The following is a 22077-nucleotide window of genomic DNA, read 5'->3' on the forward strand; positions in this document are numbered from 1 at the left end:
CTGGAGCGGACCATGGACCCCAAACTGCTCGACATTCTCGCCTGCCCGCTGTGCAAGGCCCCCCTCAAGCTCAGTGACGACAAGTCCGAGCTGATCTGCAGGGCCGACGCCCTGGCCTTCCCGGTGCGCGACGGCATCCCGGTGATGCTGGAGAGCGAGGCGCGCACCCTGACCGTCGACGAGCGCCTGGACAAATGAGCGTGGACTTCGTCGTCGTCATTCCTGCCCGCTACGCCTCCACCCGCCTGCCTGGCAAGCCGCTGCAGGACATCGCCGGCAAGCCGATGATCCAGCACGTCTGGGAGCAGGCGAAGAAGAGCGCCGCGACCCGCGTGGTGGTGGCTACCGACGATGCGCGCATCGTCGAGGCCTGCCAGGCGTTCGGCGCCGAGGTGCTGCTGACGCGTGCCGACCACAACTCCGGCACCGACCGCCTGGCCGAGGTGGCCGGCCAGCTCGGTTTGGCCGACCAGGCCATCGTGGTCAACGTGCAGGGCGACGAGCCGCTGATTCCGCCGGCGATCATCGACCAGGTGGCCGCCAACCTGGCCGCCCATGCCGAGGCCGGCATCGCCACCCTGGCCGAGCCGATCCATGATGCAGCGCTGCTGTTCAATCCCAACGTGGTCAAGCTGGTCACCGACGCCAGCGGCCTGGCGCTGACCTTCAGCCGTGCACCGCTGCCCTGGGCGCGCGATGCCTTCGCCGCGGAGCGCGGGCAGTTGCCTGAGGGCGTGCCGTTCCGTCGTCACATCGGCATCTACGCCTACCGCGCCGGCTTCCTCCACGACTTCGTCGCCTGGGGCCCGTGCTGGCTGGAGGACACCGAGTGCCTGGAGCAGCTGCGTGCCCTCTGGCACGGCGTACGCATCCATGTCGCCGACGCCCTCGAGGCGCCGCCGGCCGGCGTCGACACCCCGGAAGACCTGCAGCGTGTCCGCCAGCTGCTGGGAGCCTGACGTGCGCCTGCTGTTCGTCTGTCTTGGCAACATCTGCCGCTCGCCGACCGCCGAGGGGGTGATGCGCCACAAGCTGCAGCTGGCCGGCCTCGCCGACCGGGTGCAGGTGGATTCCGCCGGCACCGGCGCCTGGCACGTCGGCAAGGCGCCCGACCCGCGCACCTGCGCCGCCGCCGAGCAGCGCGGCTACCGCCTGCACGAGCTGCGTGCCCGCCAGGTGCAGGCCGAGGACTTCGCCCGTTTCGACTGGGTTCTCGCCATGGATCACGACAACCTGCGCGAGCTGTGCCGCCTGCGCCCGCCCCAGGGCGATGCCGAGCTGGACCTGTTCCTGCGCCGCGGCGGCCTGGCCGAGCACGAGGTGCCCGACCCCTACTACGGCGGTGCCGACGGCTTCGAGCAGGTGCTTGACCTGGTCGAGCTGGCCTGCGACCGACTGATCGAACAGATCCGGGAGCGCCTGTGAGCCTGATCATCCATGAGCATTACTCGCTGAAGGCCTGCAACACCTTCGGCGTCGACGTCGCGGCGCGCTGGTTCGCCGAGGCGCATGACGAGGCCGAGGTGCGCCAGGCGCTGGCGGCCGCCACCGCGCAGGACGCCGAGCTGCTGGTGATCGGCGGCGGCAGCAACCTGCTGCTGACCGCCGATCTGGACGCCTTCGTGCTGCGCATGGCCAGTCGCGGCCGGCGCCTGCTGGGCGAGGCGGGCGGTCAGGTGCTGGTCGAGGCCGAGGCCGGCGAGCCCTGGCATCCCTTCGTGCTCTGGACCCTGGAGCAGGGCCTGGCCGGGCTGGAGAACCTCAGTCTGATTCCCGGCACCGTGGGCGCTGCGCCGATGCAGAACATTGGCGCCTACGGTGTCGAACTCAAGGACGTGCTGCACAGCCTGGTCGCCCTGGATCGCCTGAGCGGCGAGCTGCGCGAGTTCCAGGCCGGGGAGTGCGAATTCGCCTACCGCGACAGCCGCTTCAAGCGCGAGAGCGGCCGCTGGCTGATCCTGCGCGTGCGCTTCGCCCTGAGCCGTGCGGCGGCCCTGCATCTGGATTACGGCCCGCTGCGCCAGCGCCTGCAGGTGCAGGGAATTGCCCAGCCGATGGCGCTGGACGTCAGTCGGGCAGTCTGCGCCATCCGCGCGGAAAAGCTGCCTGATCCGCAAGTGCTGGGCAATGCCGGCAGCTTCTTCAAGAACCCGCTGGTGGGCGAGGCCCAGGCGGCGCAGCTGCGTGCGCAGTGGCCGGGGCTGGTCAGCTATCCCGCTGGCGAAGGACTGGTGAAGCTGGCGGCCGGCTGGCTGATCGAGCAGGCCGGCTGGAAGGGGCATCGCGACGGCGATGCCGGGGTGCATGCCCTGCAGGCGCTGGTGCTGGTCAATTACGGCCGGGCCAGCGGGTGCGAGCTGCTGGCGCTGGCGCAGCGCATCCAGGCGGATATCCGCAGCCGTTTCGGTGTCGAGCTGGAGATCGAGCCGGTCGTCCGCTGAGGCGTGGCTGCGGGGCCTGTCGCCGGCCTTGTCTTCCAGTCGCCAGACAAACAAAAAGGGGGAATGCCAAGGCATTCCCCCTTTTTGCTGGGCGCTGCCCGGGCCGTCAGGCCTGGGGCTTGCGCTCCTCCTCGGGCTGGCTGACCGGAGCGGTCTCGACGCTCACCGCTTCGGCTGCCGGTTGGGCGGCTTCCGCGTCGGCTGCCGGGGCGGCCTGCGCTTCGCCCGGCTGGGCCTCGGCCTCGACAGGAGCATTCCCGGCTTCGCTGCCAGTGGCCAGCGGAGCCTCGACCGGAGTTTCGGTCGCGGCCTCAGGCGCGGTCACGGCCGGTTCGGCCTCGATCGCCGCCTGCGGGGCAGGCTCTACCTGAGCCGGGGCAGCAGCCTCCTGGGTGGCGGCGGCCTCGCGGGCCTGACGCTCGGCCTCGCGGCGGCGGCGACGCTCGCGCGGATCGTTGGGTGCACGCCCGCCCGCCGCAGCAGCTTCCTCGCGAGTTTCGGTCGCCGGTGCTTCGCTGTCGATCGCCTCGGCGGCGGCCTCTTGCGGCTGGGCGGCTGCGACGGTCTCGATGGCCTGTGCAGTCTCGACGACCGGCAGGGGTTCGCTGACCGCTACGGCGGCCTGGTCGTCCTCCATCGCGGCGGGTGTTGCGCTGACGGCTTCCTCGGCAGCGGCCTCCACGGCCACCGCCGCGGCGATGGCGGTAGCGACGGTCGGTGCGACGGCTTCGCCTGCGGCAGCAGCCGGGCTGACTTCCTCGACGGTCAGTTCCTCGATGCCGGCTTCACGCTGGCGTTCGCGGCGGTTGCTGCGGCGACGCTGGCCACGCGAGCGGCGGCGCGGGCGTTCGCCTTCACCTTCCTGCTCGTCCTGGCCCGGCTCCTCCTCGAGCCCCTCCAGTTCCTCGGCCGCCTGCTCGGCGCTTTCCTCTTCGGGGGCCGGACGCGGCGGACGCTCGCCACGCGCCCTGCGCTCCTCGCGGCGGGTAGCACCGGCTTCCGCGGTTTCTGCCTCGACGACGCCGGTCTCCTCGCGGGCAACGGTCTCCTCGCTTACCGGGCGTTCTTCGCGCTCCTCGCGAGGTTTGCGCTCCTCACGCGGCTGACGCTCTTCACGCGGCTGGCGTTCTTCGCGCGGCTGACGCTCCTCGCGGGGCTGGCGTTCTTCACGCGGCTGACGTTCCTCGCGGGGCTGGCGCTCCTCACGCGGCTGACGCTCCTCGCGGGGCTGGCGCTCTTCACGCGGCTGACGCTCCTCGCGGGGCTGGCGCTCTTCACGCGGCTGACGTTCCTCGCGGGGCTGGCGTTCCTCACGCGGCTTGCGCTCTTCACGCGGCTGACGCTCCTCGCGGGGCTGGCGCTCTTCACGCGGCTTGCGCTCCTCGCGCGGCTGGCGCTCGGCGCGCTCGCCATCGCGGCGACGGCTCTGCTGGCGGCCGCCACGGCGCTCCTCGCTACGCGCCGGGCGCTCGCCGGCGCTCGGCTGGGCAGGAGCTTCGGCCGCCGGCTTGGGCTCTTCCTTGCCGGCGAACAGACCGACCAGCGAGCGGATCAGGCCCTTGAACAGGCTCGGCTCGGGAGTGGGGTGGGCCGCCTGCGGTGCCGGGGTCGGTGCCGGGGCGGCAGGCGCTTCCACCGCCTGCGGTGCCGGACGCTCGTGGGTGACGGTCTTCACCGCTGCCTCCTGGCGCACCAGGGTGCGGGTGGCGGCGACCGGCTGGACTTCCTCGACCTCGGTCGGGGTCATCTCGTAGCTGGACTGGCCGACCAGCGCTTCCGGGCTGTCGTCGCGCAGGCGCTGCACTTCGAAATGCGGGGTTTCCAGATGGTCGTTGGGCAGGATGACGATGCGTGCACGGGTGCGCAGCTCGATCTTGGTGATGGCGTTGCGCTTCTCGTTGAGCAGGAAGGCGGCCACCGGGATCGGCACCTGGGCGCGGACCTCGGCGGTGCGGTCCTTGAGCGCTTCTTCCTCGATCAGGCGCAGGATGGCCAGCGACAGCGACTCGACGTCACGGATGATGCCCTGGCCGTTGCAGCGCGGGCAGACCACGCCGCTGGTCTCGCCGAGCGACGGGCGCAGGCGCTGACGGGACATCTCCAGCAGGCCGAAGCGCGAGATGCGGCCGACCTGGACGCGGGCGCGGTCGGCCTCGAGGCATTCGCGCACGCGGTCCTCGACGGCGCGCTGGTTCTTCGCCGGGGTCATGTCGATGAAGTCGATGACGATCAGGCCGCCGATGTCGCGCAGGCGCAGCTGGCGGGCGATTTCCTCGGCCGCTTCCAGGTTGGTCTGCAGCGCGGTTTCCTCGATGTCGCTGCCCTTGGTGGCGCGCGCCGAGTTGATGTCGATGGACACCAGCGCCTCGGTCGGGTCGATGACGATGGAGCCGCCCGACGGCAGCTTCACTTCACGCTGGAAGGCGGTCTCGATCTGGCTCTCGATCTGGAAGCGGTTGAACAGCGGCACGCTGTCCTGGTACAGCTTGATCTTGCTGGCGTACTGCGGCATCACCTGCTGGATGAAGTTCAGCGCCTCTTCCTGGGCCTCGATGCTGTCGACCAGCACTTCGCCGATGTCCTGGCGCAGGTAGTCGCGGATGGCGCGGATGATGACGTTGCTTTCCTGATAGATCAGGAAGGGCGCGGCACGACCCTGCGAGGCTTCCTTGATCGCGGTCCACAGCTGCACCAGGTAGTCGAGGTCCCACTGCAGTTCCTCGCTGGAACGGCCGAGGCCTGCGGTGCGCACGATCAGGCCCATGTCGCCCGGGGCGTTGAGGCCGTTGAGCGCCTCGCGCAGTTCGTTGCGCTCCTCGCCCTCGATGCGGCGGGAAATGCCGCCGGCGCGCGGGTTGTTGGGCATCAGCACCAGGTAGCGGCCGGCCAGGCTGATGAAGGTGGTCAGTGCCGCGCCCTTGTTGCCGCGCTCTTCCTTCTCGACCTGGACGATGACTTCCTGGCCTTCCTTGAGCACGTCCTTGATGTTGACGCGACCCTCGGGGGCCTTGATGAAGTATTCGCGGGAGATTTCCTTGAGCGGCAGGAAGCCGTGGCGCTCGGCGCCGAAATCGACGAAGGCGGCCTCGAGGCTGGGTTCGACGCGGGTAATGCGGCCCTTGTAGATGTTGGCCTTCTTCTGCTGGCGAGCGCCCGACTCGATGTCGAGGTCGAACAGGCGTTGGCCGTCGACCAGGGCAACACGCAACTCTTCGGGCTGAGTTGCGTTGATCAGCATTCTTTTCATGTAGTACCAATGGTTTCCGGGCTGCCGGAAACGGCGGTTGGCACGCACGACTCTCGTGGTCGGTGTCAGGTGCGCCGGGAACGGTCTGGCCGTTGCCCTTGTCAAGCCTCGCAGGCGATTGGGCCTGCGCGCGACTGGCGGCTCCTGCTAACTGTGGGTACAGAAGCACTCATTCAGGAGGAGGAATCAAACAACGCTGCGGACGATCAAGGCGTCTGGAAAGTCGAGTGCTACGCAGTCCGTCGTTTGTGCATCTCCGCCCTGCACGTATTCCCTGAGAATCGGGGTGCCGCTCGCTGAATCCGTAGCGGGTTAGCATTTGCGCGAAACGCCGGGCGTTTCGCACCTCATGTGTCTCAAGGCCTGGTTTTCCGAGTCGCCATGAATGCTTGCGCGGGCGACCCGTCGGACGGCCTGGCGTCCAGTGATTGTGTGTCCGGCGGCAGGCAGTCTGCCTTGCGTTCGCGCGGAGTGCCGCTTTTGACGGCTGCCGGAATATAGCAGCAATCATTAAATGCTTCAATTCAGGGAAAAATTGCTATGATTCGCGCATGACAACTCCCTCGCAAATCTCCACCGGCGTCCAGCTGCTCGAAGTGCAGCCGGAACTCGCCGGACAACGCATCGACAACTTCCTCCGGGCCCAGTTGAAAGGTGTTCCCAAGACCCTGATCTACCGCATCCTGCGCAAGGGCGAGGTGCGGGTGAACAAGGGGCGGATCAAGCCCGAGTACAAGCTGCAGGCTGGCGATGTGGTGCGCGTGCCGCCGCTGCGCGTGGCCGAGCGCGACGAGCCCGAGCCGCTGGCCCAGGGGCTGCTGCAGCGCCTCGAGGCGGCCATCGTCTACGAGGACAAGGCGCTGATCGTGCTGAACAAGCCGGCCGGCATCGCCGTGCACGGCGGCAGCGGGCTGAACTACGGGGTGATCGAGGCGTTCCGCCAGCTGCGCCCGGAGGCCAAGGACATCGAGCTGGTGCATCGTCTGGATCGCGATACCTCGGGGCTTTTGATGATCGCCAAGAAGCGCAGCATGCTGCGCCACCTGCACGAGGCGCTGCGCGGCGATGGCGTCGACAAGCGCTATCTGGCGCTGGTGCGCGGCAGTTGGCCGACCTCGAAGAAAAAGGTCAGCGCGCCGCTGCTGAAGAACAACCTGCGCTCGGGCGAGCGGATGGTCGAGGTCGATCCCGAGGGCAAGGACGCGCTGACCGAGTTCCGCGTGATGCGCCGCTTCGGCGACTTCGCCACCCTGGTCGAGGCCAGCCCGATCACCGGGCGCACGCATCAGATCCGCGTGCACGCCAAGCATGCCGGTCATTCGATCGCCGGCGACAGCAAGTACGGCGACGACGACTTCACCCGCGAGATCCGCGAGCTGGGCGGCAAGCGCCTGTTCCTGCATGCCCATGCGCTGCGTGTGACCCTGCCCGACGGCGAGGTGCTGGCGCTGGAGGCGCCGGTGGACGAGGTGTGGGCGCAGACCCTGGAGCGCCTGGATGCCTGACTACCAGCTGCTGGTGTTCGACTGGGACGGTACGCTGGTCGACTCCGTGGCGCGGATCGTCGAGTCGATGCGCGCAGCGGCCGATGCCTGCGGCCTGCCGCAGCTGGACGAGGTGGCCATTCGCGGCATCATCGGTCTCGGTCTGCCGGAGGCGATCCGTGCCTTGTATCCCGCGCTGGAGAGCGAGGCGGACATCGCCGTATTCCGTCAGGTCTACAGCGACCATTATCTGTGCCTGGAAAGCACGCCGTCGCCGCTGTTCGACGGCGTGCTGGAGTCGTTGCTGGCGTTCCGCGCGCAGGGCTATCGCCTGGCGGTGGCCACCGGCAAGAGCCGGCGCGGTCTGGACCGGGTGCTGGCCGGGCATGGCTGGCTGGACTTCTTCGATATCACCCGCTGCGCCGACGAGACGGCGAGCAAGCCCGATCCGCGCATGCTGCACGAGATCCTCGCGCACTGCGGGGTGGCGCCGGCGCAGGCGCTGATGGTCGGCGATTCGCCCTTCGATCTGCTGATGGCGCACAATGCCGGCATGACCGCGGTGGCGGTGGGATACGGTGCGCAGCCGTTGACGGTGCTGCAGGAGTATCGTCCGCACCTGGCCATCGAGCGTTTTGCCGGCCTCGGGCAGTGGCTGGGGCAGGAGTGCAATCGCGAGAGAAGGGAGGTTGGCGAGCATGCAGTCGGATGAATGGAAAGCGGTGGCGGCTTCGGGTGACGAAAAGACCTGGAAGCTGCTGGAGAAGGCGGTGCTGGCCGGAGTGGTCGAGCAGCGCCGGGCACGGCGCTGGGGCATCTTCTTCAAGAGTCTCGGCTTTCTCTACGTGTTCGGGGCGCTGTTCCTGTTCTCGCCCTGGGCGAGTCTGGACAGGGCGGCGGCGCTCAAGTCGCACACGGCGCTGATCGATGTGCGTGGGGTGATCGCCGACGAGGAGCGGGCCAGTGCCGACAATATCGTCGGCAGCCTGCGTGCGGCCTTCAAGGACAAGAACACCCGGGCCGTGGTCCTGCGCATCAACAGTCCGGGCGGCAGCCCGGTGCAGTCGGGCTACATCTACGACGAGATCCGTCGCCTGCGCGGCGAGCATCCGGACATCAAGCTGTATGCGGTGATCACCGATCTCGGTGCCTCCGGCGCCTACTACATCGCCAGTGCGGCCGATGCCATCTATGCCGACAAGGCCAGTCTGGTCGGCTCCATCGGGGTGACCGCCTCGGGCTTCGGCTTCGTCGAGGCGATGCAGAAGCTGGGCGTGGAGCGGCGCACCTATACCTCCGGGGAGCACAAGACCTTCCTCGATCCGTTCGTGCCGCAGAAGGAGGAGGAAACCCGTTTCTGGGGTACGGTGCTGGATACCACCCACAAGCAGTTCATCGCCAGCGTCAAGCAGGGGCGTGGCGAGCGTCTGAAGGATCGGGAGCATCCGGAGCTGTTCTCCGGCCTGGTCTGGTCCGGCGAGCAGGCTCTCGAGCTGGGGCTGATCGACGGTCTGGGCAGTGCCGGCTACGTGGCGCGCGAGGTGGTCGGCGAGAAGAATCTGGTCGACTTCACCGAGAAGGAGTCGCCGATCGACCGCTTCGCCAAGAAGCTCGGCGCCGGCGTCGCCGAGCAGGTCTCGCTGTGGATGGGCTGGCGTGCCCCGGCGCTGCACTGAGCGGCCGGGGTCGATCTGCTAGGGGATCTGCACGCCTTCGGCGAGCAGCATGTCGACCAGGCGGATCAGTGGCAGTCCGACCAGGCTGGTGGCATCGCTGCCGCAGGTTTCGCGGAACAGGCTGATGCCGAGGCTCTCGGACTTGAAGCTGTCGGCGCAGTCGTAGGGCTGCTCGAGGTGCAGATAGCGCTCGATGCGCGCCTCGTCCAGCTCGCGGAAGTGCACGGTGAATGGAATGCAGTCGACCTGGGCCTGTCCGTTCTGCGAGTTGAGCAGGCACAGGCCGGTATGGAAGGTCACGCTGCTACCGCTGGCGGCGTGCAGCTGCTCGCGGGCGCGGGCGAAGTCGTGCGGCTTGCCGAGGATGCGGCCGTCGGGCAAGGCGGCGACCTGGTCGGAGCCGATGATCAGGTGTCGGGGGTATCGGTCGACCAGGGCGCGGGCCTTGCATTCGGCCAGGCGGCGGACCAGTTGCTCGGGATGTTCGCCGGGCAGGGCGCTTTCGTCGATGTCCGGCGACTGGCAGTCGAACGGCAGGTGCAGGCGCTCGAGCAGGGTGCGGCGGTAGGGCGAGCTGGATGCGAGTACCAGGGGCAGCATGGCGATCTCCACGGGATTTGTCGGCGATTCTAGGCGTCCGGGTGGCCTGCTGCACGCAAGGAAATTTCTTTGACAGTTAAAAGGGGTATCCCTAGAATGGCGCGCTTATGTTGAAAGGGCCGATTCCACCTCACGTCGATCCGCGAAAGCTGGCCGATCGTGGCACCACCCTCGAGGGTGAGTTGCCGATCAAGCAGTTTTCGCGGTTGTGCGAGCAGTTGGTCAGCGATGCCGGCAGCGTCCATGTTCGTCTCGAGTTCGGTCGTGACGAGCAGGGGCTGATCGTCATGCGCGGCGAACTGGAGGTCGAGGTGCAGATGGTGTGCCAGCGTTGTCTGGAGCCGGCGACACTTCCGGTGCACAGCGAGTTCGTCTATGCCGTGCTGCGGGAAGGTGCTTCGGCGGACTCCCTGCCGAAAAGCTACGACGCGCTGGAAGTGGGCGAGGAACCGCTCGACCTGATCGAACTGGTCGAGGACGAGCTGCTGCTCGCGCTCCCCATCGTCCCGGCCCACGAACCCGATGCATGCCAGCATCCAGCAGGCTTTGCAGCAGCACCAGAACCGAGCGTCAACGAGGTTTCGCGGTCCAACCCGTTCGATGTACTGGCGCAGTTGAAACGTGACCCAAACGTTTAGGAGTTAACTCAAATGGCTGTTCAACAGAACAAAAAGTCTCGTTCCGCTCGCGACATGCGTCGTTCCCACGATGCGCTCGAGGCCAACGCACTGTCCGTCGAGAAGAGCACCGGTGAAGTTCACCTGCGCCACCACGTCAGCCCGGAAGGTGTCTACCGTGGTCGCAAGGTGATCGACAAGGGCGCCACCGAGTAATCTTGGTCGCTCCGGTCCTCGCGATCGATGCAATGGGTGGGGACTTCGGTCCCCACTGCATTGTTCCGGCCTGCATTTCCAGCCTGGCCGAGCACTCCTCCCTGCGGTTGATCCTCGTCGGCCAACCCGCCCTCATAGAGCAGTTGATTGCAGAGCACGCCTCTGTCGATCGCTCCCGCCTGCTCGTGCATCCCGCCAGCCAAGTGATTGCGATGGACGAACGTCCGGCGCAGGTGCTGCGTGGCAAGCTCGACTCCTCGATGCGTCAGACCCTCGAACTGGTGCGCAGTGGCGCGGCCCAGGCGTGCGTCAGTGCCGGCAATACCGGTGCGCTGATGGCGCTGTCGCGGCATGTGCTGAAGACCCTGCCGGGTATCGACCGGCCGGCGATGGTCAGCGCCATTCCCACCCTGCGCGGCAGCTGCCTGCTGCTGGATCTCGGCGCCAACGTCGACTGCAGTGCGGAGAACCTCTACCAGTTCGCCGTCATGGGGGCGGTCGCCGCCGAGGCGCAGGGTGTGGCGAATCCGCGGGTGGCGCTGCTCAATGTCGGCACCGAGGAGATCAAGGGCAGTCAGACGGTCAAGCTGGCGGCCAGCCTGCTGCAGCAGGCGCGCGCGCTCAACTATGTCGGTTTCGTCGAGGGCGACGGCCTGTATCGCGGCGACGCCGACGTGGTGGTCTGCGATGGCTTCGTCGGCAATGTCGTGCTCAAGGCCAGCGAGGGGCTTGCGGCGATGATCGCTGCGCGTATCGCCGCGCGCTTTCGCGCTGGGCCGTTCGCCCGCCTGGCCGGCCTGCTGGCGCTGCCGCTGCTGCGCGAGCTGCAGGGCGAGCTGCGTCCGGCGCGGCATAACGGCGCGAGCTTTCTCGGATTGCAGGGCATTGTGGTAAAAAGCCACGGCGGCGCCGGGCCGGAAGGTTTCCGCGCCGCCATCCGGCGGGCGCTGGCGGAAGTCGACGAGAACCTGCCGCAGCGCCTGCATGGGCGCCTCGAGCATCTGCTGCTTTAATTGCCCGGGTGTGACCGCAGGTCAACGCCTGTCATCCAACTGTCAGTCCGCTGCGCTGCCTCGGGTGGCGCAGTCCTCCTGACGAACAAGTACACAAGGGACTTGCTCCATGTCTTCTTCCCTCGCTTTCGTTTTCCCCGGTCAGGGTTCCCAGACTGTCGGCATGCTCGCCGAGCTGGGTGCGCAGCACGCCGTGATCGGCGAGACCTTCGCCGAAGCCTCGGCAGCCCTGGGCTACGACCTCTGGGCGCTGATCCAGGAAGGCCCTGCCGAGCAGCTCAACCAGACCGACAAGACCCAGCCGGCCATTCTCGCCGCCTCCGTCGCCCTGTGGCGCCTGTGGCAGGCCGAGGGCGGCGCGCAGCCGGCCTTCGTCGCCGGTCACAGCCTGGGCGAGTACTCGGCGCTGGTGGCTGCAGGCTGCCTGCCCTTCGCCGATGCGGTCAAGCTGGTCGAGCTGCGTGGCCAGCTGATGCAGCAGGCGGTGCCGGCCGGTCAGGGCGGCATGGCGGCGATTCTCGGCCTGGACGACGACGCCGTGCGCGCCGCGTGTGCCGAGGCGGCGCAGGGCGAGGTGGTCAGTGCGGTCAACTTCAACGCGCCGGGCCAGGTGGTGATCGCCGGCGCCGCGGCAGCGGTCGAGCGCGCCATCGAGGCGTGCAAGGCCCGGGGCGCCAAGCGCGCCATGGCCCTGCCGGTGAGCGTGCCGTCGCACTGCGCGCTGATGCGTCCGGCGGCCGAGAAGTTCGCGGCAGCAGTGGATGCCATCGACTGGCAGGCCCCGCAGATCGCCATCGTGCAGAACACCAGTGCTCAGGTGCCGGCGGATCTCACCGCGCTCAAGCGCGACCTGCTCGAGCAGCTGTACAGCCCGGTGCGCTGGGTGGAGAGCATCGTGACCCTGGCCGAATGCGGTGTGACCGAGCTGGTCGAGTGCGGCCCGGGCAAGGTCCTGTCCGGCCTCAACAAGCGCTGCGCCAAGGGCGTCAACACCCACAATCTGGATACCCCCGAGGCCTTCGCCGCCGCCCGTGCGGCCCTGGCCTGAACATCAGGAGAAACACCCCATGAGTCTGCAAGGTAAGGTGGCCCTGGTCACCGGCGCTACCCGCGGCATCGGCCAGGCCATCGCCCTGGAGCTGGGCCACCAGGGCGCCATCGTCATCGGCACCGCCACCAGCGCCGCCGGCGCCGAGCGCATCGCCGAGTACCTCAAGGCGGCTGGCATCGAAGGTGCCGGCCTGGTCCTCGACGTCGCCAGTGACGAGTCGGTGGCCCAGACCCTCGAGCACATCCAGCAGCACCTCGGCCAGCCGGCCATCCTGGTGAACAACGCCGGCATCACCCGCGACAACCTGATGCTGCGGATGAAGGACGAGGAGTGGAGCGACGTCATCAACACCAACCTGACCAGCATCTACCGCCTGTCCAAGGCCGTGCTCAAGGGCATGACCAAGGCGCGCTGGGGCCGGATCATCAACATCAGTTCGGTGGTCGGCTCGATGGGCAATGCCGGTCAGGCCAACTACGCGGCGGCCAAGGCCGGCGTGGAAGGCTTCAGCCGCGCCCTGGCTCGTGAGGTCGGCTCGCGCAACATCACCGTCAATGCGGTTGCGCCGGGCTTCATCGATACCGACATGACCCGCGACCTGCCGGAAGCGCATCGCCAGAACCTGCTGACCCAGATTCCGCTGGGGCGTCTGGGGCAGGCGGAGGAGATCGCCAGCGTGGTAGGCTTCCTCGCCGGCGAGGGTGGCGCCTACGTCACCGGCGCGACCATCCCGGTCAACGGTGGCATGTACATGTAAAAAAGTGCCGCCGGCCCCGTGCCGGCGGCAATGGCGGCATCCCCGAAAAAGCGCCATGTGGTTGTTTTGCAAGGCAGTTTTCCTGGCGGGCGAAAAAATGCGCTTCGGCAGGCCGGCAAGGGTTTTGCTTGAAAAGCTGAAAACCCTTTCTATACACTAGCCGCCACCAGCTACATGGAACTCTCCATAGGAGTGAGAACGAGATATGAGCACCATCGAAGAACGCGTCAAGAAAATCGTTGCCGAGCAGCTTGGCGTTAAAGAAGAAGAAGTGACCAACAGCGCTTCCTTCGTGGAAGACCTGGGCGCTGATTCCCTGGACACCGTGGAGCTGGTCATGGCTCTCGAGGAAGAATTCGAGACCGAAATCCCGGACGAGCAGGCTGAGAAGATCACCACCGTTCAGGAAGCCATCGATTACATCAATGCTCACGGCCAGCAGTAAGTAATCGTCGGTTCCGACCGGAAAAAGCCGCACGTCCCTGAAAAGACGTGCGGTTTTTCTTTGGGTAAAAGGAAGTGGTGGCGCTGGTCTGGCCACGCTTCGTCGCTGTAGTGGATCAACAAGAGGAGAGCGCTGTGTCGCGTAGACGCGTCGTGGTCACCGGTCTTGGCATGCTGTCACCCCTCGGCCCGGATGTGGCCAGCAGTTGGCAGGGCGTGCTGGCCGGGCAGAGTGGCATCGGTCCGATCGGGCATATGGATGTCTCGGCTTTCGCCACCCGCTTCGGTGGTTCGGTCAAGGGCTTCAATGTCGAGGACTACCTGCCGGCCAAGGAAGCTCGCAAGATGGACCTCTTCATCCAGTACGGCATGGCCGCCAGCCTGCAGGCGGTGCGCGACGCCGGCCTGGAGGTCACCGACGCCAACCGCGAGCGCGTGGGCGTGGCCATGGGCTCGGGCATCGGCGGCCTGACCAACATCGAGAACAACGCCAGGTCGCTGCACGAGCAGGGGCCGCGGCGCATCTCGCCGTTCTTCGTGCCGGGCTCGATCATCAACATGATTTCCGGGTTCCTGTCGATCCATCTGGGCGCACAGGGTCCCAACTACGCGATCACCACCGCGTGCACCACCGGCACCCACAGCATCGGCATGGCGGCGCGCAACATCGCCTACGGCGAGGCCGACGTGATGATCGCCGGCGGCTCCGAGATGGCCACCTGCGGCCTGGGCCTCGGCGGCTTCGGCGCAGCCCGGGCCCTGTCCACCCGCAACGACGAGCCGACCCGTGCCAGCCGCCCCTGGGACCGCGGCCGTGACGGCTTCGTGCTGGCCGACGGCGCCGGCGCCCTGGTGCTGGAAGAGCTGGAGCACGCCAAGGCCCGCGGCGCGCGCATCTATGCCGAGCTGGTCGGCTTCGGCATGAGCGGTGACGCCTACCACATGACCGCGCCGCCGGAGACCGGCGACGGCGCCGCGCGCTGCATGCAGAATGCCCTGCGCGACGCCGGCCTGAACCCGGAGCAGGTGCAGTACATCAACGCCCACGGCACCTCGACCCCGGCCGGCGACCTGGCCGAGTGCGCGGCGGTCAAGCGTGTGTTCGGCGAGCACGCCCACCGCCTGGCGGTCAGCTCGACCAAGTCGATGACCGGCCACCTGCTGGGCGCCGCCGGTGCGGTGGAAGCGATCTTCAGCATCCTCGCCCTGCGCGACCAGGTGGCGCCGCCGACCATCAACCTCGACGAGCCGGACGAGGGCTGCGACCTCAACTTCGTCGCCCACCAGGCGCAGGCGATGCCGATCGACGTGGCGGTGTCCAACTCCTTCGGCTTCGGCGGCACCAACGGCACCCTGGTGTTCCGCCGCTTCGCCGGCTGATGGGGCTGACCTGGATCGACGGTCGCCCGGCGGACGCCCTGCCGCTGAGCGACCGCGGTCTGGCCTACGGCGATGGCCTGTTCGAGACCATCGCCGTGCGCCGCGGCCGCCTGCTCCTGCTCGAGCGCCATCTGCAGCGCCTCGGCGAGGGCGCCCGGCGCCTCGCTCTGCCGCTGGACCTGGCGCTGGTGCGCGCCGAGTTGCTGGCCTTCGCCGGCGAGCTCGGCAGTGGTGTGGCCAAGCTGATCGTCACCCGCGGCGACGGTCTGCGCGGCTACGCGCCGCCGGCCGACGCCCGCTGCCGGCGCATCCTCTCCGGTGGTCCGCCGCCCGCCTATCCGGCGCGCCACCGCGAACAGGGCATCCGCCTGTTTCCCTGTGCCACCCGCCTGGCCGAGCAGCCGCTGCTGGCGGGGCTCAAGCACCTCAATCGCCTCGAGCAGGTCCTCGCCCGCGCCGAATGGCAGGACCCGGCCTGTGCCGAGGGGCTGATGCGCGACGCCAGCGGCCGGGTGGTCGAGGGCGTGTTCAGCAACCTGCTCATGGTGCGCGACGGCGAGCTGCTGACGCCCGCGCTGACACGCTGCGGCGTGGCCGGCGTGATGCGTGCGGAGATCCTCTCCCGTGCCGCGCAGGCGGGCATCGCCACGCGCATCGAGGATATCGACTATCCGGCCCTGCTGGCTGCCGACGAGGTGTTCCTCTGCAACAGCCAGTACGGCATCTGGCCGGTGGTGGCGCTGGAGGGGCACGGCTTGGAGGGGCACGGCTGGCCGCTGGGCGGGCTGACCCGTAAACTGCAGGGTCTGCTGTCCGACCTGGTGGATGCCTGATCGTGAAACGTTTTCTGCTGTACCTGCTGGAAGGCGGGCTGATGCTGGCAGGCCTGCTGCTGGTTTTCGCCGGCTGGCAGCAGCATGTGGCCCTCGAGCAGCCGCTGGCGCTGAGCGAGGAGCGCCTGCTCGAGGTACCGGCCGGCGCAACCCCCGGCGGCCTGCTCGCCAGGCTCGAGGACGAGGGCGTGCTCGACGGCGCGCTGTGGCTGCGCCTGTACTGGCGCTTCAATCTCGACGGCAAGGGCCTGCACAGTGGCGAGTATCGCCTCGCCCCCGGACAGACCGCGCGCGACCTGCTGGCCCAGTGGCAGCGTGGCGAGGTGGTCAGTTACAGCCTGACCCTGGTCGAGGGCTGGAGCTTCCGCCAGTTGCGCGCGGCGCTGGCGAGCCAGGAGCGTCTGGAGCAGAGCCTGGCCGGCCTCGACGATGCCGCCGTGATGCAGCGCCTCGGCTTCGCCGGCCAGCATCCCGAGGGGCGTTTCTTTCCCGATACCTACCGCTACGTGCGCGGCATGCGCGACATCGATCTGCTGCGCCAGGCTCACGAGCGGCTGGATCAGGTGCTCGACGAGGAGTGGCGCCAGCGCGCCGAGGGCCTGCCCTACAAGGATGCCTACCAGGCGCTGATCATGGCGTCCCTGGTGGAGAAGGAAACCGGGGCTGCCCACGAGCGGCCCGAGATCGCCGGGGTGTTCGTCCGTCGACTGCGTCAGGGCATGCTGCTGCAGACCGATCCGACGGTGATCTACGGTCTCGGCGAGCGCTATGCCGGCAACCTGACTCGCGCGCACCTGCGCGAGGCGACGCCCTACAACACCTACACCAATCCCGGGCTGCCGCCGACACCGATCGCCATGGTCGGCCGCGAGGCGATCCGCGCCGCGCTCAATCCGGCCGGCGGCGACAGTCTGTACTTCGTCGCTCGCGGCGACGGCACCCATGTCTTCTCGCGCTCGCTCGACGAGCACAACCGGGCGGTGCGCGAATTCCAGCTCAAGCGGCGCGAGGACTACCGTTCCAGTCCGGCCGCCACGCCACAAGGAAACAGTCAGTGAGCGGTCTGTTCATCACCCTCGAAGGCCCCGAAGGCGCGGGCAAGAGCACCAATCGCGACTACCTGGCCGAGCGCCTGCGCAGCCAAGGCTGCGATGTGCTGCTGACCCGCGAGCCGGGCGGCACGCCCTTGGCCGAGCGCATCCGCGAGCTGCTGCTGGCGCCCAGCGACGAGCCGATGGCGGCCGACACCGAGCTGCTGCTGGTGTTCGCCGCGCGCGCCCAGCACCTGGCCCGGGTCATCCGCCCGGCGCTGGCGGCCGGCAAGGTCGTGCTGTGCGACCGCTTCACCGACGCCACCTACGCCTACCAGGGCGGCGGGCGCGGCCTGTCGCTGGAGCGCATCGCCCAGCTGGAGAGCTTCGTGCAGGGCGAGCTGCGCCCGGACCTGACCCTGGTGTTCGACCTGCCGGTGGAAGTCGGCCTGGCCCGCGCCGCCGCCCGTGGTCGCCTGGATCGTTTCGAGCAGGAGGCGCAGGACTTCTTCGAGGCGGTGCGCCAGACCTACCTGGCGCGTGCGCGCCTGGCGCCGGCGCGCTACCGCCTGCTGGATGCCGCGCAGCCGCTCGCTGCGGTGCAGGCCCAGCTCGACGCCCTGCTGCCCGAGCTGCTGGAGCGCGCGCGTGGCTGAGGCCTATCCCTGGCAGCAGGCGCTGTGGCAGCAGCTGGCGCGCCGCCAGCAGCATGCCCACGCCTACCTGCTGCACGGCCCCGCCGGCATCGGCAAGCGCGCCCTGGCCGAGCGCCTGGCGGCGCTGCTGCTGTGTGCGGCGCCGACAGCGGAGGGCGCCTGCGGTGGCTGCAAGGCCTGCCTGCTGCTGCGCGCCGGCACCCATCCGGACTTCTTCGACCTGCAGCCGGAGGAGCCGGACAAGCCGATCAAGGTCGACCAGGTGCGCGAGCTGGTGGATTTCGTCGCCCAGACGGCCCAGCTCGGCGGGCGCAAGCTGGTCCTGCTCGAGCCGGCCGAGGCGATGAACCTCAACGCCGCCAACGCCCTGCTGAAAAGCCTGGAGGAGCCCTCCGGCGACACCGTGCTGCTGCTGGTCAGCCACCAGCCCAGTCGCCTGCTGCCGACCATCCGGAGCCGCTGTCTGCAGCAGGCCTGCCCGTTGCCGACGCCGGTGCTGGCCGGTGCCTGGCTGGCTGCGCAGCTGCCGGAGCTGGAGCCGGCGCTGCATCGGCGCCTGCTCGCGCTGGCGACCGGTTCGCCACTGCGTGCCCTGCAGCTGCACCGCGATGGGGTGCTGGATCAGCGTGCGCTGGTCGAGGAGGGCATCAGGAAGCTGCTCAAGCAGCAGGCCGCGCCTTCCGAGCTGGCCGAGGCGTGGAAGCACATTCCGCTGGCGCTGCTGCTCGACTGGTTCTGCGCCTGGCTGCTGCAGGTGCTGCGCTGCCAGCTGGCCGGCGCCGAGGGCGAGGCCGAGGAGCCGATGGACAAGGTGGTGCGCTGGCTGGCCGGGCGCACGCCGCCGAACGCCGTGCTGGCGCTGCAGGACTGGCTGCTCGCCGAGCGGCAGAAGGTGCTCGGCAAGGCCAATCTCAATCGCGCACTGCTTCTCGAAGCCCTGCTGGTACGGTGGGCAAGCCTGCCGTCGGCAGGCTAGAATCGCAGTCCGCATCGGCCACGGAGCCTGCCCATGAGCATGCCACCCCTCGGCGGTCGCAACGCCATCCTCACCCTGACTCTCAAGGACAAGGCCCAGCTGTACGCGGCCTACATGCCCTTCGTGCGCAACGGCGGCCTGTTCATCTCCACCAGCAAGACCTATCGCCTGGGCGACGAGGTGTTCGTGCTGCTGACCCTGATGGACGAGCCGGAGAAGATCCCGGTCGCCGGCAAGGTGGTCTGGATCACTCCCAAGGGGGCCCAGGGCAACCGCACCGCCGGCATCGGTGTGCAGTTCAACGACGGCGACCGCAGCACCCGCAACAAGATCGAAACCTACCTCGCTGGTGCGCTCAAGTCCGAGCGCCCGACCCTGACCATGTGACCATGCTCGTAGACTCCCACTGTCATCTCGACCGCCTGGACCTCAAGGCCCACGGCGGCTCGCTCGACGCCGCGCTGGCGGCCGCCCGTTCGCGTGGCGTCGGCCGCTTCCTGTGCATCGGCGTCAGCGCCGACAACGCCAGCGCCGTGCGCCAGCTGGCGGAAACCTACCCGGACGTGTACTGCTCGATCGGCGTGCATCCGCTGGATCTCGAGCCCGGCAGCCAGCCGGCGCTGGACTGGCTGCTGCACGAGCTGGCCCATCCGCGAGTGGTGGCCATCGGCGAGACCGGCCTCGACTACCACTACCAGCCGGAGGCTGCGGCGCTGCAGCGCGAGGGTTTCGCCCTGCACCTGGAGGCGGCGCGGCAGACCGGCAAGCCGGTGATTGTGCATACCCGCGAGGCGCGCGCCGACACTCTGGCCATGCTGCGCGAGGCCGACCTGGCGCAGGCCGGCGTACTGCACTGTTTCACCGAGGACTGGGCGATGGCCCGGGCAGCGCTGGACATGGGCTACTACATCTCGCTGTCCGGCATCGTCACCTTCCGCAACGCCGAGGCGCTGCGCGAGGTGGCCCGCCAGGTGCCGGCCGATCGCCTGCTGGTGGAAACCGACGCACCCTACCTGGCGCCGGTTCCCCATCGCGGCAAGCCGAACCTCCCGGAATACGTGCGCGACGTCGCCGAGTTCCTCGCCACCCTGCGCGGGGTTTCCTGCGAGGTTCTGGCCGCGCAGACCACCGCCAACTTCGAGCGGCTGTTCCCGCTGGCGCGGTCCTGCTGAAACGGCGGACAAAAAAAACCCGGGTTCTGGGGGAATCCGGGTCAAGACCATTAGGAGTGAAACCGGAACAGGCGTTCCCACGCCGTTCCGCCTGACGGGCACTTGGGGGGAGGTGCCGCACATCAGTAATGTGAGTATTGACCAGTCTTCGATACTTTACCGGCAGGAATCCCCCAGTTTTAAAACGGATTTGAAATAGTTCCCCGCTTGCTGAGTGCGTCGCCGAATCAGGCTGGCCAGATGATGACCCTGCGGCTCCATGCGGCAGCCGCTGCGCCGTTCAGGCCAGCCGATGCAGCAGGGCCAGGGTATCCTCGATCACCGTCTCCGTCGTGTAGAAGTGCGGCGACAGACGGATGCCGCCGCCGCGCTGGGCACACACCACCTGTTCCTTCTTCAGTGCCTCGAACAGCTCGCCATTGTCCCGACCGGCCAGGGCGAAGGTGAGGATGCCGGCGCGCCGCCCGGGCTCCTGTGGGCTCAGCAGGCGGGCGCCGGGCAGAGCGGCGATCCCCGCGTGCAGGCGGGCGATGCGCTGCTCGATCAGCGTCGCCACCTGCGCCATTCCCACTTCCTCGAGCAGCGCCAGGCTGGCCTCCAGCGCCACCGCGCCGAGCATGTTCGGGCTGCCGCACTCGAAGCGCCGCGCGGTCTTCGCCGGCTGCCAGTCGCGCCTGTCGTAGTTGCCGGCGTCCTCGAGCATGTGCCAGCCGTACTCGTGCAGCCTGAGCTGCTCGCGCAGGTCGCGGCGGCAGTAGAACACCCCGAGCCCCTCCGGGCCGAGCAGCCACTTGTGGCCGTCGGCCATGGCGAAGGCGCAGCCGCTGGCCTGCACATCGAACGGCTGGGCGCCGAGCTGCTGGATGGCGTCGATGCACAGCAGTACGCCGCGCTCGGTGCAGCCGGCGCCGAGTCGCGGCATGTCCAGGCGCAGGCCGCTGGCGTACTGCACCGCGCTGATCGCCAGCAGGCGGGTGCGCGGGGTGCAGGCTTCGATCAGGGCGGCTTCCGGGTCGCTGCCGGCGATGTCCACCTCGATCACCTCGACGCCCTGCGGGCGCAGCGCCTCCCAGACCACGCGGTTGGAGGGGAACTCCTGGTCGCTGATCACCACCTGGTCGCCGGGGCGCCAGTCGAGGCCGAAGGCGACGAACGACAGCGCCTCCGAGGTGTTCTTCACCAGCGCCACGTCCGCCGTCGACGGCGCGTTGAGCAGGCGCGCCAGGCGCTGGCGCAGGCGCTGCTCCAGTTGCAGCCACTGCGGGTAGTCGCGGGCGCCGACGCGCAGGTTCTGCTCGGCGAAGGCGCATACCGCGGCGCTGGCCCGGTGCGGCCAGGGCGCCACGGCGGCATGGTTGAGGTAACGCAGGCCGGCTTCCTGGGGAAATTCGTCGTGCCACGGATTCATCGTCGCTGCTCCTGCTGATGGGCGGTTTGCGGCATGATACATGGCGGTCCGGGCGGCAGGTCGTCCCGGCGGTTCATCAGCAGGCACGGGGAGATGGCGATGACGGAGGGAAGCAAGGCGGGGGATCTGCTGCAGCAGATCCCGGCGAGCAAGGGCGGGCTGCCGCCGGTGCATCTGTGGAATCCGCCGTTCTGCGGCGACATCGACATGCGCATCGCCCGCGACGGCAGCTGGCATTACCTGGGCACGCCGATCGGCCGGCCGGCGATGGTGCGGCTGTTCTCCACCATCCTGCGCCGCGACGGCGAAGACTACTTCCTGGTGACCCCGGTGGAGAAGGTCGGCATCCGCGTCGACGATGCGCCTTTCGTGGCGGTGGCGATGGACGTGGAAGGCGAGGGTGAGGCGCAGCGCCTGCGCTTTCGCACCAACGTCGACGACGAGGTGGCGGCCGGCGCCGAGCATCCGCTGCGCTTCGTCCTCGATGTGGAAAGTGGCGAGCCGTCGCCCTACGTGCACGTGCGCGCCAACCTCGAGGCGCTGATCCACCGCAACGTGTTCTATCGCCTGGTGGAGCTGGCGGTACCCTGCGAACGCAACGGCGAGGCCTGGCTGGGGGTATGGAGCGACGGCGTGCTGTTCCCCATCGCGCCGCAGCCCGAATAAGGACAACAAAAAAGGCCCCGCAGGGCCTTTTCTGTGAGCGCTTACATGTTGGGGTAGTTCGGCCCGCCGGTGCCTTCCGGGGCCACCCAGGTGATGTTCTGCGCCGGATCCTTGATGTCGCAGGTCTTGCAGTGCACGCAGTTCTGCGCGTTGATCTGGAACTTCTTCTCGCCGCTTTCCTGGGTGACGATCTCGTACACCCCGGCCGGGCAGTAGCGCTGCGCCGGCTCATCAAAGAGCGGCAGGTTCTTCGCCAGCGGGATCGAGGCATCGGCCAGCTTCAGGTGGCAGGGCTGGTCTTCCTCGTGGTTGGTGTTGGAGAGGAACACCGAGGACAGCTTGTCGAAGCTCAGCTTGCCGTCCGGCTTGGGGTAGTCGATCTTGGTCGACTGGGCGGCGGGCTTCAGGC

The 22077-nt window shown here is 68.4% G+C and carries 25 protein-coding genes; 21 read left to right on the forward strand and 4 right to left on the reverse strand.

Annotated features, from left to right (window positions below; translation table 11 throughout):
* Positions 1-12: 12 nt before the first annotated feature.
* Genes RA210_RS09980 through murB form a run of 4 tightly spaced genes read left to right on the forward strand, consistent with a single transcriptional unit; the run spans position 13 to position 2441 of the window.
* Complete coding sequence (locus tag RA210_RS09980; RefSeq protein ID WP_201486331.1) at positions 13-198, forward strand: Trm112 family protein; 186 nt, start codon at positions 13-15, stop codon at positions 196-198.
* Positions 195-959, forward strand: a complete 765-nt coding sequence (gene kdsB, locus RA210_RS09985) for a 3-deoxy-manno-octulosonate cytidylyltransferase (RefSeq protein ID WP_136488857.1) — start codon at positions 195-197, stop codon at positions 957-959. Before RA210_RS09980 ends, kdsB begins: the two co-directional genes overlap by 4 nt.
* Position 960: 1 nt before the next feature.
* On the forward strand, positions 961-1425 hold the full coding sequence (locus RA210_RS09990; protein WP_201486354.1) for a low molecular weight protein-tyrosine-phosphatase: 465 nt from the start codon (positions 961-963) through the stop codon (positions 1423-1425).
* Positions 1422-2441 (forward strand): UDP-N-acetylmuramate dehydrogenase, encoded by a 1020-nt coding sequence (gene murB, locus RA210_RS09995; RefSeq protein ID WP_201486332.1) that lies wholly within the window; start codon positions 1422-1424, stop codon positions 2439-2441. The genes RA210_RS09990 and murB overlap by 4 nt, the downstream gene beginning before the upstream one ends.
* 106 nt (positions 2442-2547) lie before the next feature.
* Here the strand turns inward: murB and rne are convergent, their stop codons facing one another.
* Entirely contained in the window at positions 2548-5688 is a 3141-nt protein-coding gene (rne, locus tag RA210_RS10000) for a ribonuclease E (protein ID WP_201486333.1), read from the reverse strand.
* A gap of 551 nt (positions 5689-6239) precedes the next feature.
* Here rne and rluC point away from each other — a divergent pair.
* Genes rluC through RA210_RS10015 form a run of 3 tightly spaced genes read left to right on the forward strand, consistent with a single transcriptional unit; the run spans position 6240 to position 8848 of the window.
* Positions 6240-7193, forward strand: a complete 954-nt coding sequence (gene rluC, locus RA210_RS10005; RefSeq protein WP_201486334.1) for a 23S rRNA pseudouridine(955/2504/2580) synthase RluC — start codon at positions 6240-6242, stop codon at positions 7191-7193.
* Positions 7186-7884, forward strand: a complete 699-nt coding sequence (locus tag RA210_RS10010) for an HAD-IA family hydrolase (RefSeq protein WP_136488853.1) — start codon at positions 7186-7188, stop codon at positions 7882-7884. Before rluC ends, RA210_RS10010 begins: the two co-directional genes overlap by 8 nt.
* Positions 7871-8848, forward strand: coding sequence for a S49 family peptidase (locus RA210_RS10015; RefSeq protein ID WP_201486335.1), 978 nt, complete (start codon positions 7871-7873; stop codon positions 8846-8848). Before RA210_RS10010 ends, RA210_RS10015 begins: the two co-directional genes overlap by 14 nt.
* Before the next feature lie 18 nt (positions 8849-8866).
* Here RA210_RS10015 and RA210_RS10020 read toward each other — a convergent pair whose 3' ends face one another.
* Complete coding sequence (locus RA210_RS10020) at positions 8867-9448, reverse strand: Maf family protein (protein ID WP_201486336.1); 582 nt, start codon at positions 9446-9448, stop codon at positions 8867-8869.
* 107 nt (positions 9449-9555) lie between these two features.
* Here RA210_RS10020 and RA210_RS10025 point away from each other — a divergent pair, with 107 nt between their 5' ends.
* The 13 genes from RA210_RS10025 (at position 9556) to RA210_RS10085 (ending at position 19594) form a co-directional block, all read left to right on the forward strand.
* Positions 9556-10086: a YceD family protein gene (locus RA210_RS10025; RefSeq protein WP_201486337.1), complete on the forward strand. Its 531-nt coding sequence runs from the start codon at positions 9556-9558 to the stop codon at positions 10084-10086.
* 12 nt (positions 10087-10098) lie between these two features.
* Positions 10099-10281 (forward strand): 50S ribosomal protein L32, encoded by a 183-nt coding sequence (gene rpmF, locus RA210_RS10030; RefSeq protein ID WP_136488849.1) that lies wholly within the window; start codon positions 10099-10101, stop codon positions 10279-10281.
* A gap of 2 nt (positions 10282-10283) precedes the next feature.
* Entirely contained in the window at positions 10284-11294 is a 1011-nt protein-coding gene (plsX, locus tag RA210_RS10035; RefSeq protein WP_136488848.1) for a phosphate acyltransferase PlsX, read from the forward strand.
* Positions 11295-11403: 109 nt separating this feature from the next.
* A complete protein-coding gene (gene fabD, locus RA210_RS10040; protein ID WP_201486338.1) occupies positions 11404-12342 on the forward strand; it encodes an ACP S-malonyltransferase in 939 nt (312 codons plus the stop codon).
* Positions 12343-12361: 19 nt separating this feature from the next.
* Positions 12362-13102 (forward strand): 3-oxoacyl-ACP reductase FabG, encoded by a 741-nt coding sequence (gene fabG, locus RA210_RS10045; protein ID WP_201486339.1) that lies wholly within the window; start codon positions 12362-12364, stop codon positions 13100-13102.
* Between the two features lie 205 nt (positions 13103-13307).
* On the forward strand, positions 13308-13547 hold the full coding sequence (gene acpP, locus RA210_RS10050; RefSeq protein WP_090348699.1) for an acyl carrier protein: 240 nt from the start codon (positions 13308-13310) through the stop codon (positions 13545-13547).
* A 134-nt stretch (positions 13548-13681) separates the two neighbouring features.
* The gene (gene fabF / locus RA210_RS10055) at positions 13682-14926 is read left to right on the forward strand and encodes a beta-ketoacyl-ACP synthase II (RefSeq protein ID WP_201486340.1); all 1245 of its coding nucleotides are present in this window, start codon (positions 13682-13684) and stop codon (positions 14924-14926) included.
* Positions 14926-15759: an aminodeoxychorismate lyase gene (gene pabC / locus RA210_RS10060; protein ID WP_201486341.1), complete on the forward strand. Its 834-nt coding sequence runs from the start codon at positions 14926-14928 to the stop codon at positions 15757-15759. The genes fabF and pabC overlap by 1 nt, the downstream gene beginning before the upstream one ends.
* Positions 15759-16817, forward strand: coding sequence for an endolytic transglycosylase MltG (mltG, locus tag RA210_RS10065; RefSeq protein ID WP_372239865.1), 1059 nt, complete (start codon positions 15759-15761; stop codon positions 16815-16817). The genes pabC and mltG overlap by 1 nt, the downstream gene beginning before the upstream one ends.
* Complete coding sequence (tmk, locus tag RA210_RS10070; protein ID WP_136488842.1) at positions 16814-17446, forward strand: dTMP kinase; 633 nt, start codon at positions 16814-16816, stop codon at positions 17444-17446. The genes mltG and tmk overlap by 4 nt, the downstream gene beginning before the upstream one ends.
* Positions 17439-18422 (forward strand): DNA polymerase III subunit delta', encoded by a 984-nt coding sequence (locus RA210_RS10075; protein WP_136488841.1) that lies wholly within the window; start codon positions 17439-17441, stop codon positions 18420-18422. The genes tmk and RA210_RS10075 overlap by 8 nt, the downstream gene beginning before the upstream one ends.
* Positions 18423-18455: 33 nt before the next feature.
* Positions 18456-18809 (forward strand): PilZ domain-containing protein, encoded by a 354-nt coding sequence (locus tag RA210_RS10080; protein ID WP_136488840.1) that lies wholly within the window; start codon positions 18456-18458, stop codon positions 18807-18809.
* Positions 18810-18811: 2 nt separating this feature from the next.
* The gene (locus RA210_RS10085; RefSeq protein ID WP_201486342.1) at positions 18812-19594 is read left to right on the forward strand and encodes a TatD family hydrolase; all 783 of its coding nucleotides are present in this window, start codon (positions 18812-18814) and stop codon (positions 19592-19594) included.
* A gap of 280 nt (positions 19595-19874) precedes the next feature.
* Here RA210_RS10085 and RA210_RS10090 read toward each other — a convergent pair whose 3' ends face one another.
* Positions 19875-21002, reverse strand: coding sequence for an aminotransferase class V-fold PLP-dependent enzyme (locus RA210_RS10090; protein WP_136488838.1), 1128 nt, complete (start codon positions 21000-21002; stop codon positions 19875-19877).
* A gap of 99 nt (positions 21003-21101) precedes the next feature.
* Between RA210_RS10090 and RA210_RS10095 the strand changes: the two genes are divergently transcribed.
* Complete coding sequence (locus tag RA210_RS10095) at positions 21102-21668, forward strand: DUF1285 domain-containing protein (protein WP_136488837.1); 567 nt, start codon at positions 21102-21104, stop codon at positions 21666-21668.
* Positions 21669-21709: 41 nt separating this feature from the next.
* Here RA210_RS10095 and RA210_RS10100 read toward each other — a convergent pair.
* Positions 21710-22077: 4Fe-4S dicluster domain-containing protein (locus tag RA210_RS10100; RefSeq protein ID WP_201486343.1), on the reverse strand; the 368-nt coding region annotated here is incomplete at its 5' end.

It is taken from the genome of Pseudomonas sp. OF001 (genome assembly GCF_904426495.1).
In the GTDB taxonomy this organism is placed as follows: domain Bacteria; phylum Pseudomonadota; class Gammaproteobacteria; order Pseudomonadales; family Pseudomonadaceae; genus Geopseudomonas.

Bases quoted from the DNA above. Each gene is read 5' to 3' on its own strand.
- RA210_RS09980 (WP_201486331.1), top strand. From the start codon at position 13: ATGGACCCCAAACTGCTCGACATTCTCGCCTGCCCGCTGTGCAAGGCC.
- kdsB (WP_136488857.1), top strand. From the start codon at position 195: ATGAGCGTGGACTTCGTCGTCGTCATTCCTGCCCGCTACGCCTCCACC.
- rne (WP_201486333.1), bottom strand. From the start codon at position 5,688: ATGAAAAGAATGCTGATCAACGCAACTCAGCCCGAAGAGTTGCGTGTT.
- rluC (WP_201486334.1), top strand. From the start codon at position 6,240: ATGACAACTCCCTCGCAAATCTCCACCGGCGTCCAGCTGCTCGAAGTG.
- RA210_RS10010 (WP_136488853.1), top strand. From the start codon at position 7,186: ATGCCTGACTACCAGCTGCTGGTGTTCGACTGGGACGGTACGCTGGTC.
- RA210_RS10015 (WP_201486335.1), top strand. From the start codon at position 7,871: ATGCAGTCGGATGAATGGAAAGCGGTGGCGGCTTCGGGTGACGAAAAG.
- RA210_RS10020 (WP_201486336.1), bottom strand. From the start codon at position 9,448: ATGCTGCCCCTGGTACTCGCATCCAGCTCGCCCTACCGCCGCACCCTG.
- RA210_RS10025 (WP_201486337.1), top strand. From the start codon at position 9,556: ATGTTGAAAGGGCCGATTCCACCTCACGTCGATCCGCGAAAGCTGGCC.
- rpmF (WP_136488849.1), top strand. From the start codon at position 10,099: ATGGCTGTTCAACAGAACAAAAAGTCTCGTTCCGCTCGCGACATGCGT.
- fabD (WP_201486338.1), top strand. From the start codon at position 11,404: ATGTCTTCTTCCCTCGCTTTCGTTTTCCCCGGTCAGGGTTCCCAGACT.
- fabG (WP_201486339.1), top strand. From the start codon at position 12,362: ATGAGTCTGCAAGGTAAGGTGGCCCTGGTCACCGGCGCTACCCGCGGC.
- acpP (WP_090348699.1), top strand. From the start codon at position 13,308: ATGAGCACCATCGAAGAACGCGTCAAGAAAATCGTTGCCGAGCAGCTT.
- pabC (WP_201486341.1), top strand. From the start codon at position 14,926: ATGGGGCTGACCTGGATCGACGGTCGCCCGGCGGACGCCCTGCCGCTG.
- RA210_RS10080 (WP_136488840.1), top strand. From the start codon at position 18,456: ATGAGCATGCCACCCCTCGGCGGTCGCAACGCCATCCTCACCCTGACT.
- RA210_RS10085 (WP_201486342.1), top strand. From the start codon at position 18,812: ATGCTCGTAGACTCCCACTGTCATCTCGACCGCCTGGACCTCAAGGCC.
- RA210_RS10090 (WP_136488838.1), bottom strand. From the start codon at position 21,002: ATGAATCCGTGGCACGACGAATTTCCCCAGGAAGCCGGCCTGCGTTAC.
- RA210_RS10095 (WP_136488837.1), top strand. From the start codon at position 21,102: ATGACGGAGGGAAGCAAGGCGGGGGATCTGCTGCAGCAGATCCCGGCG.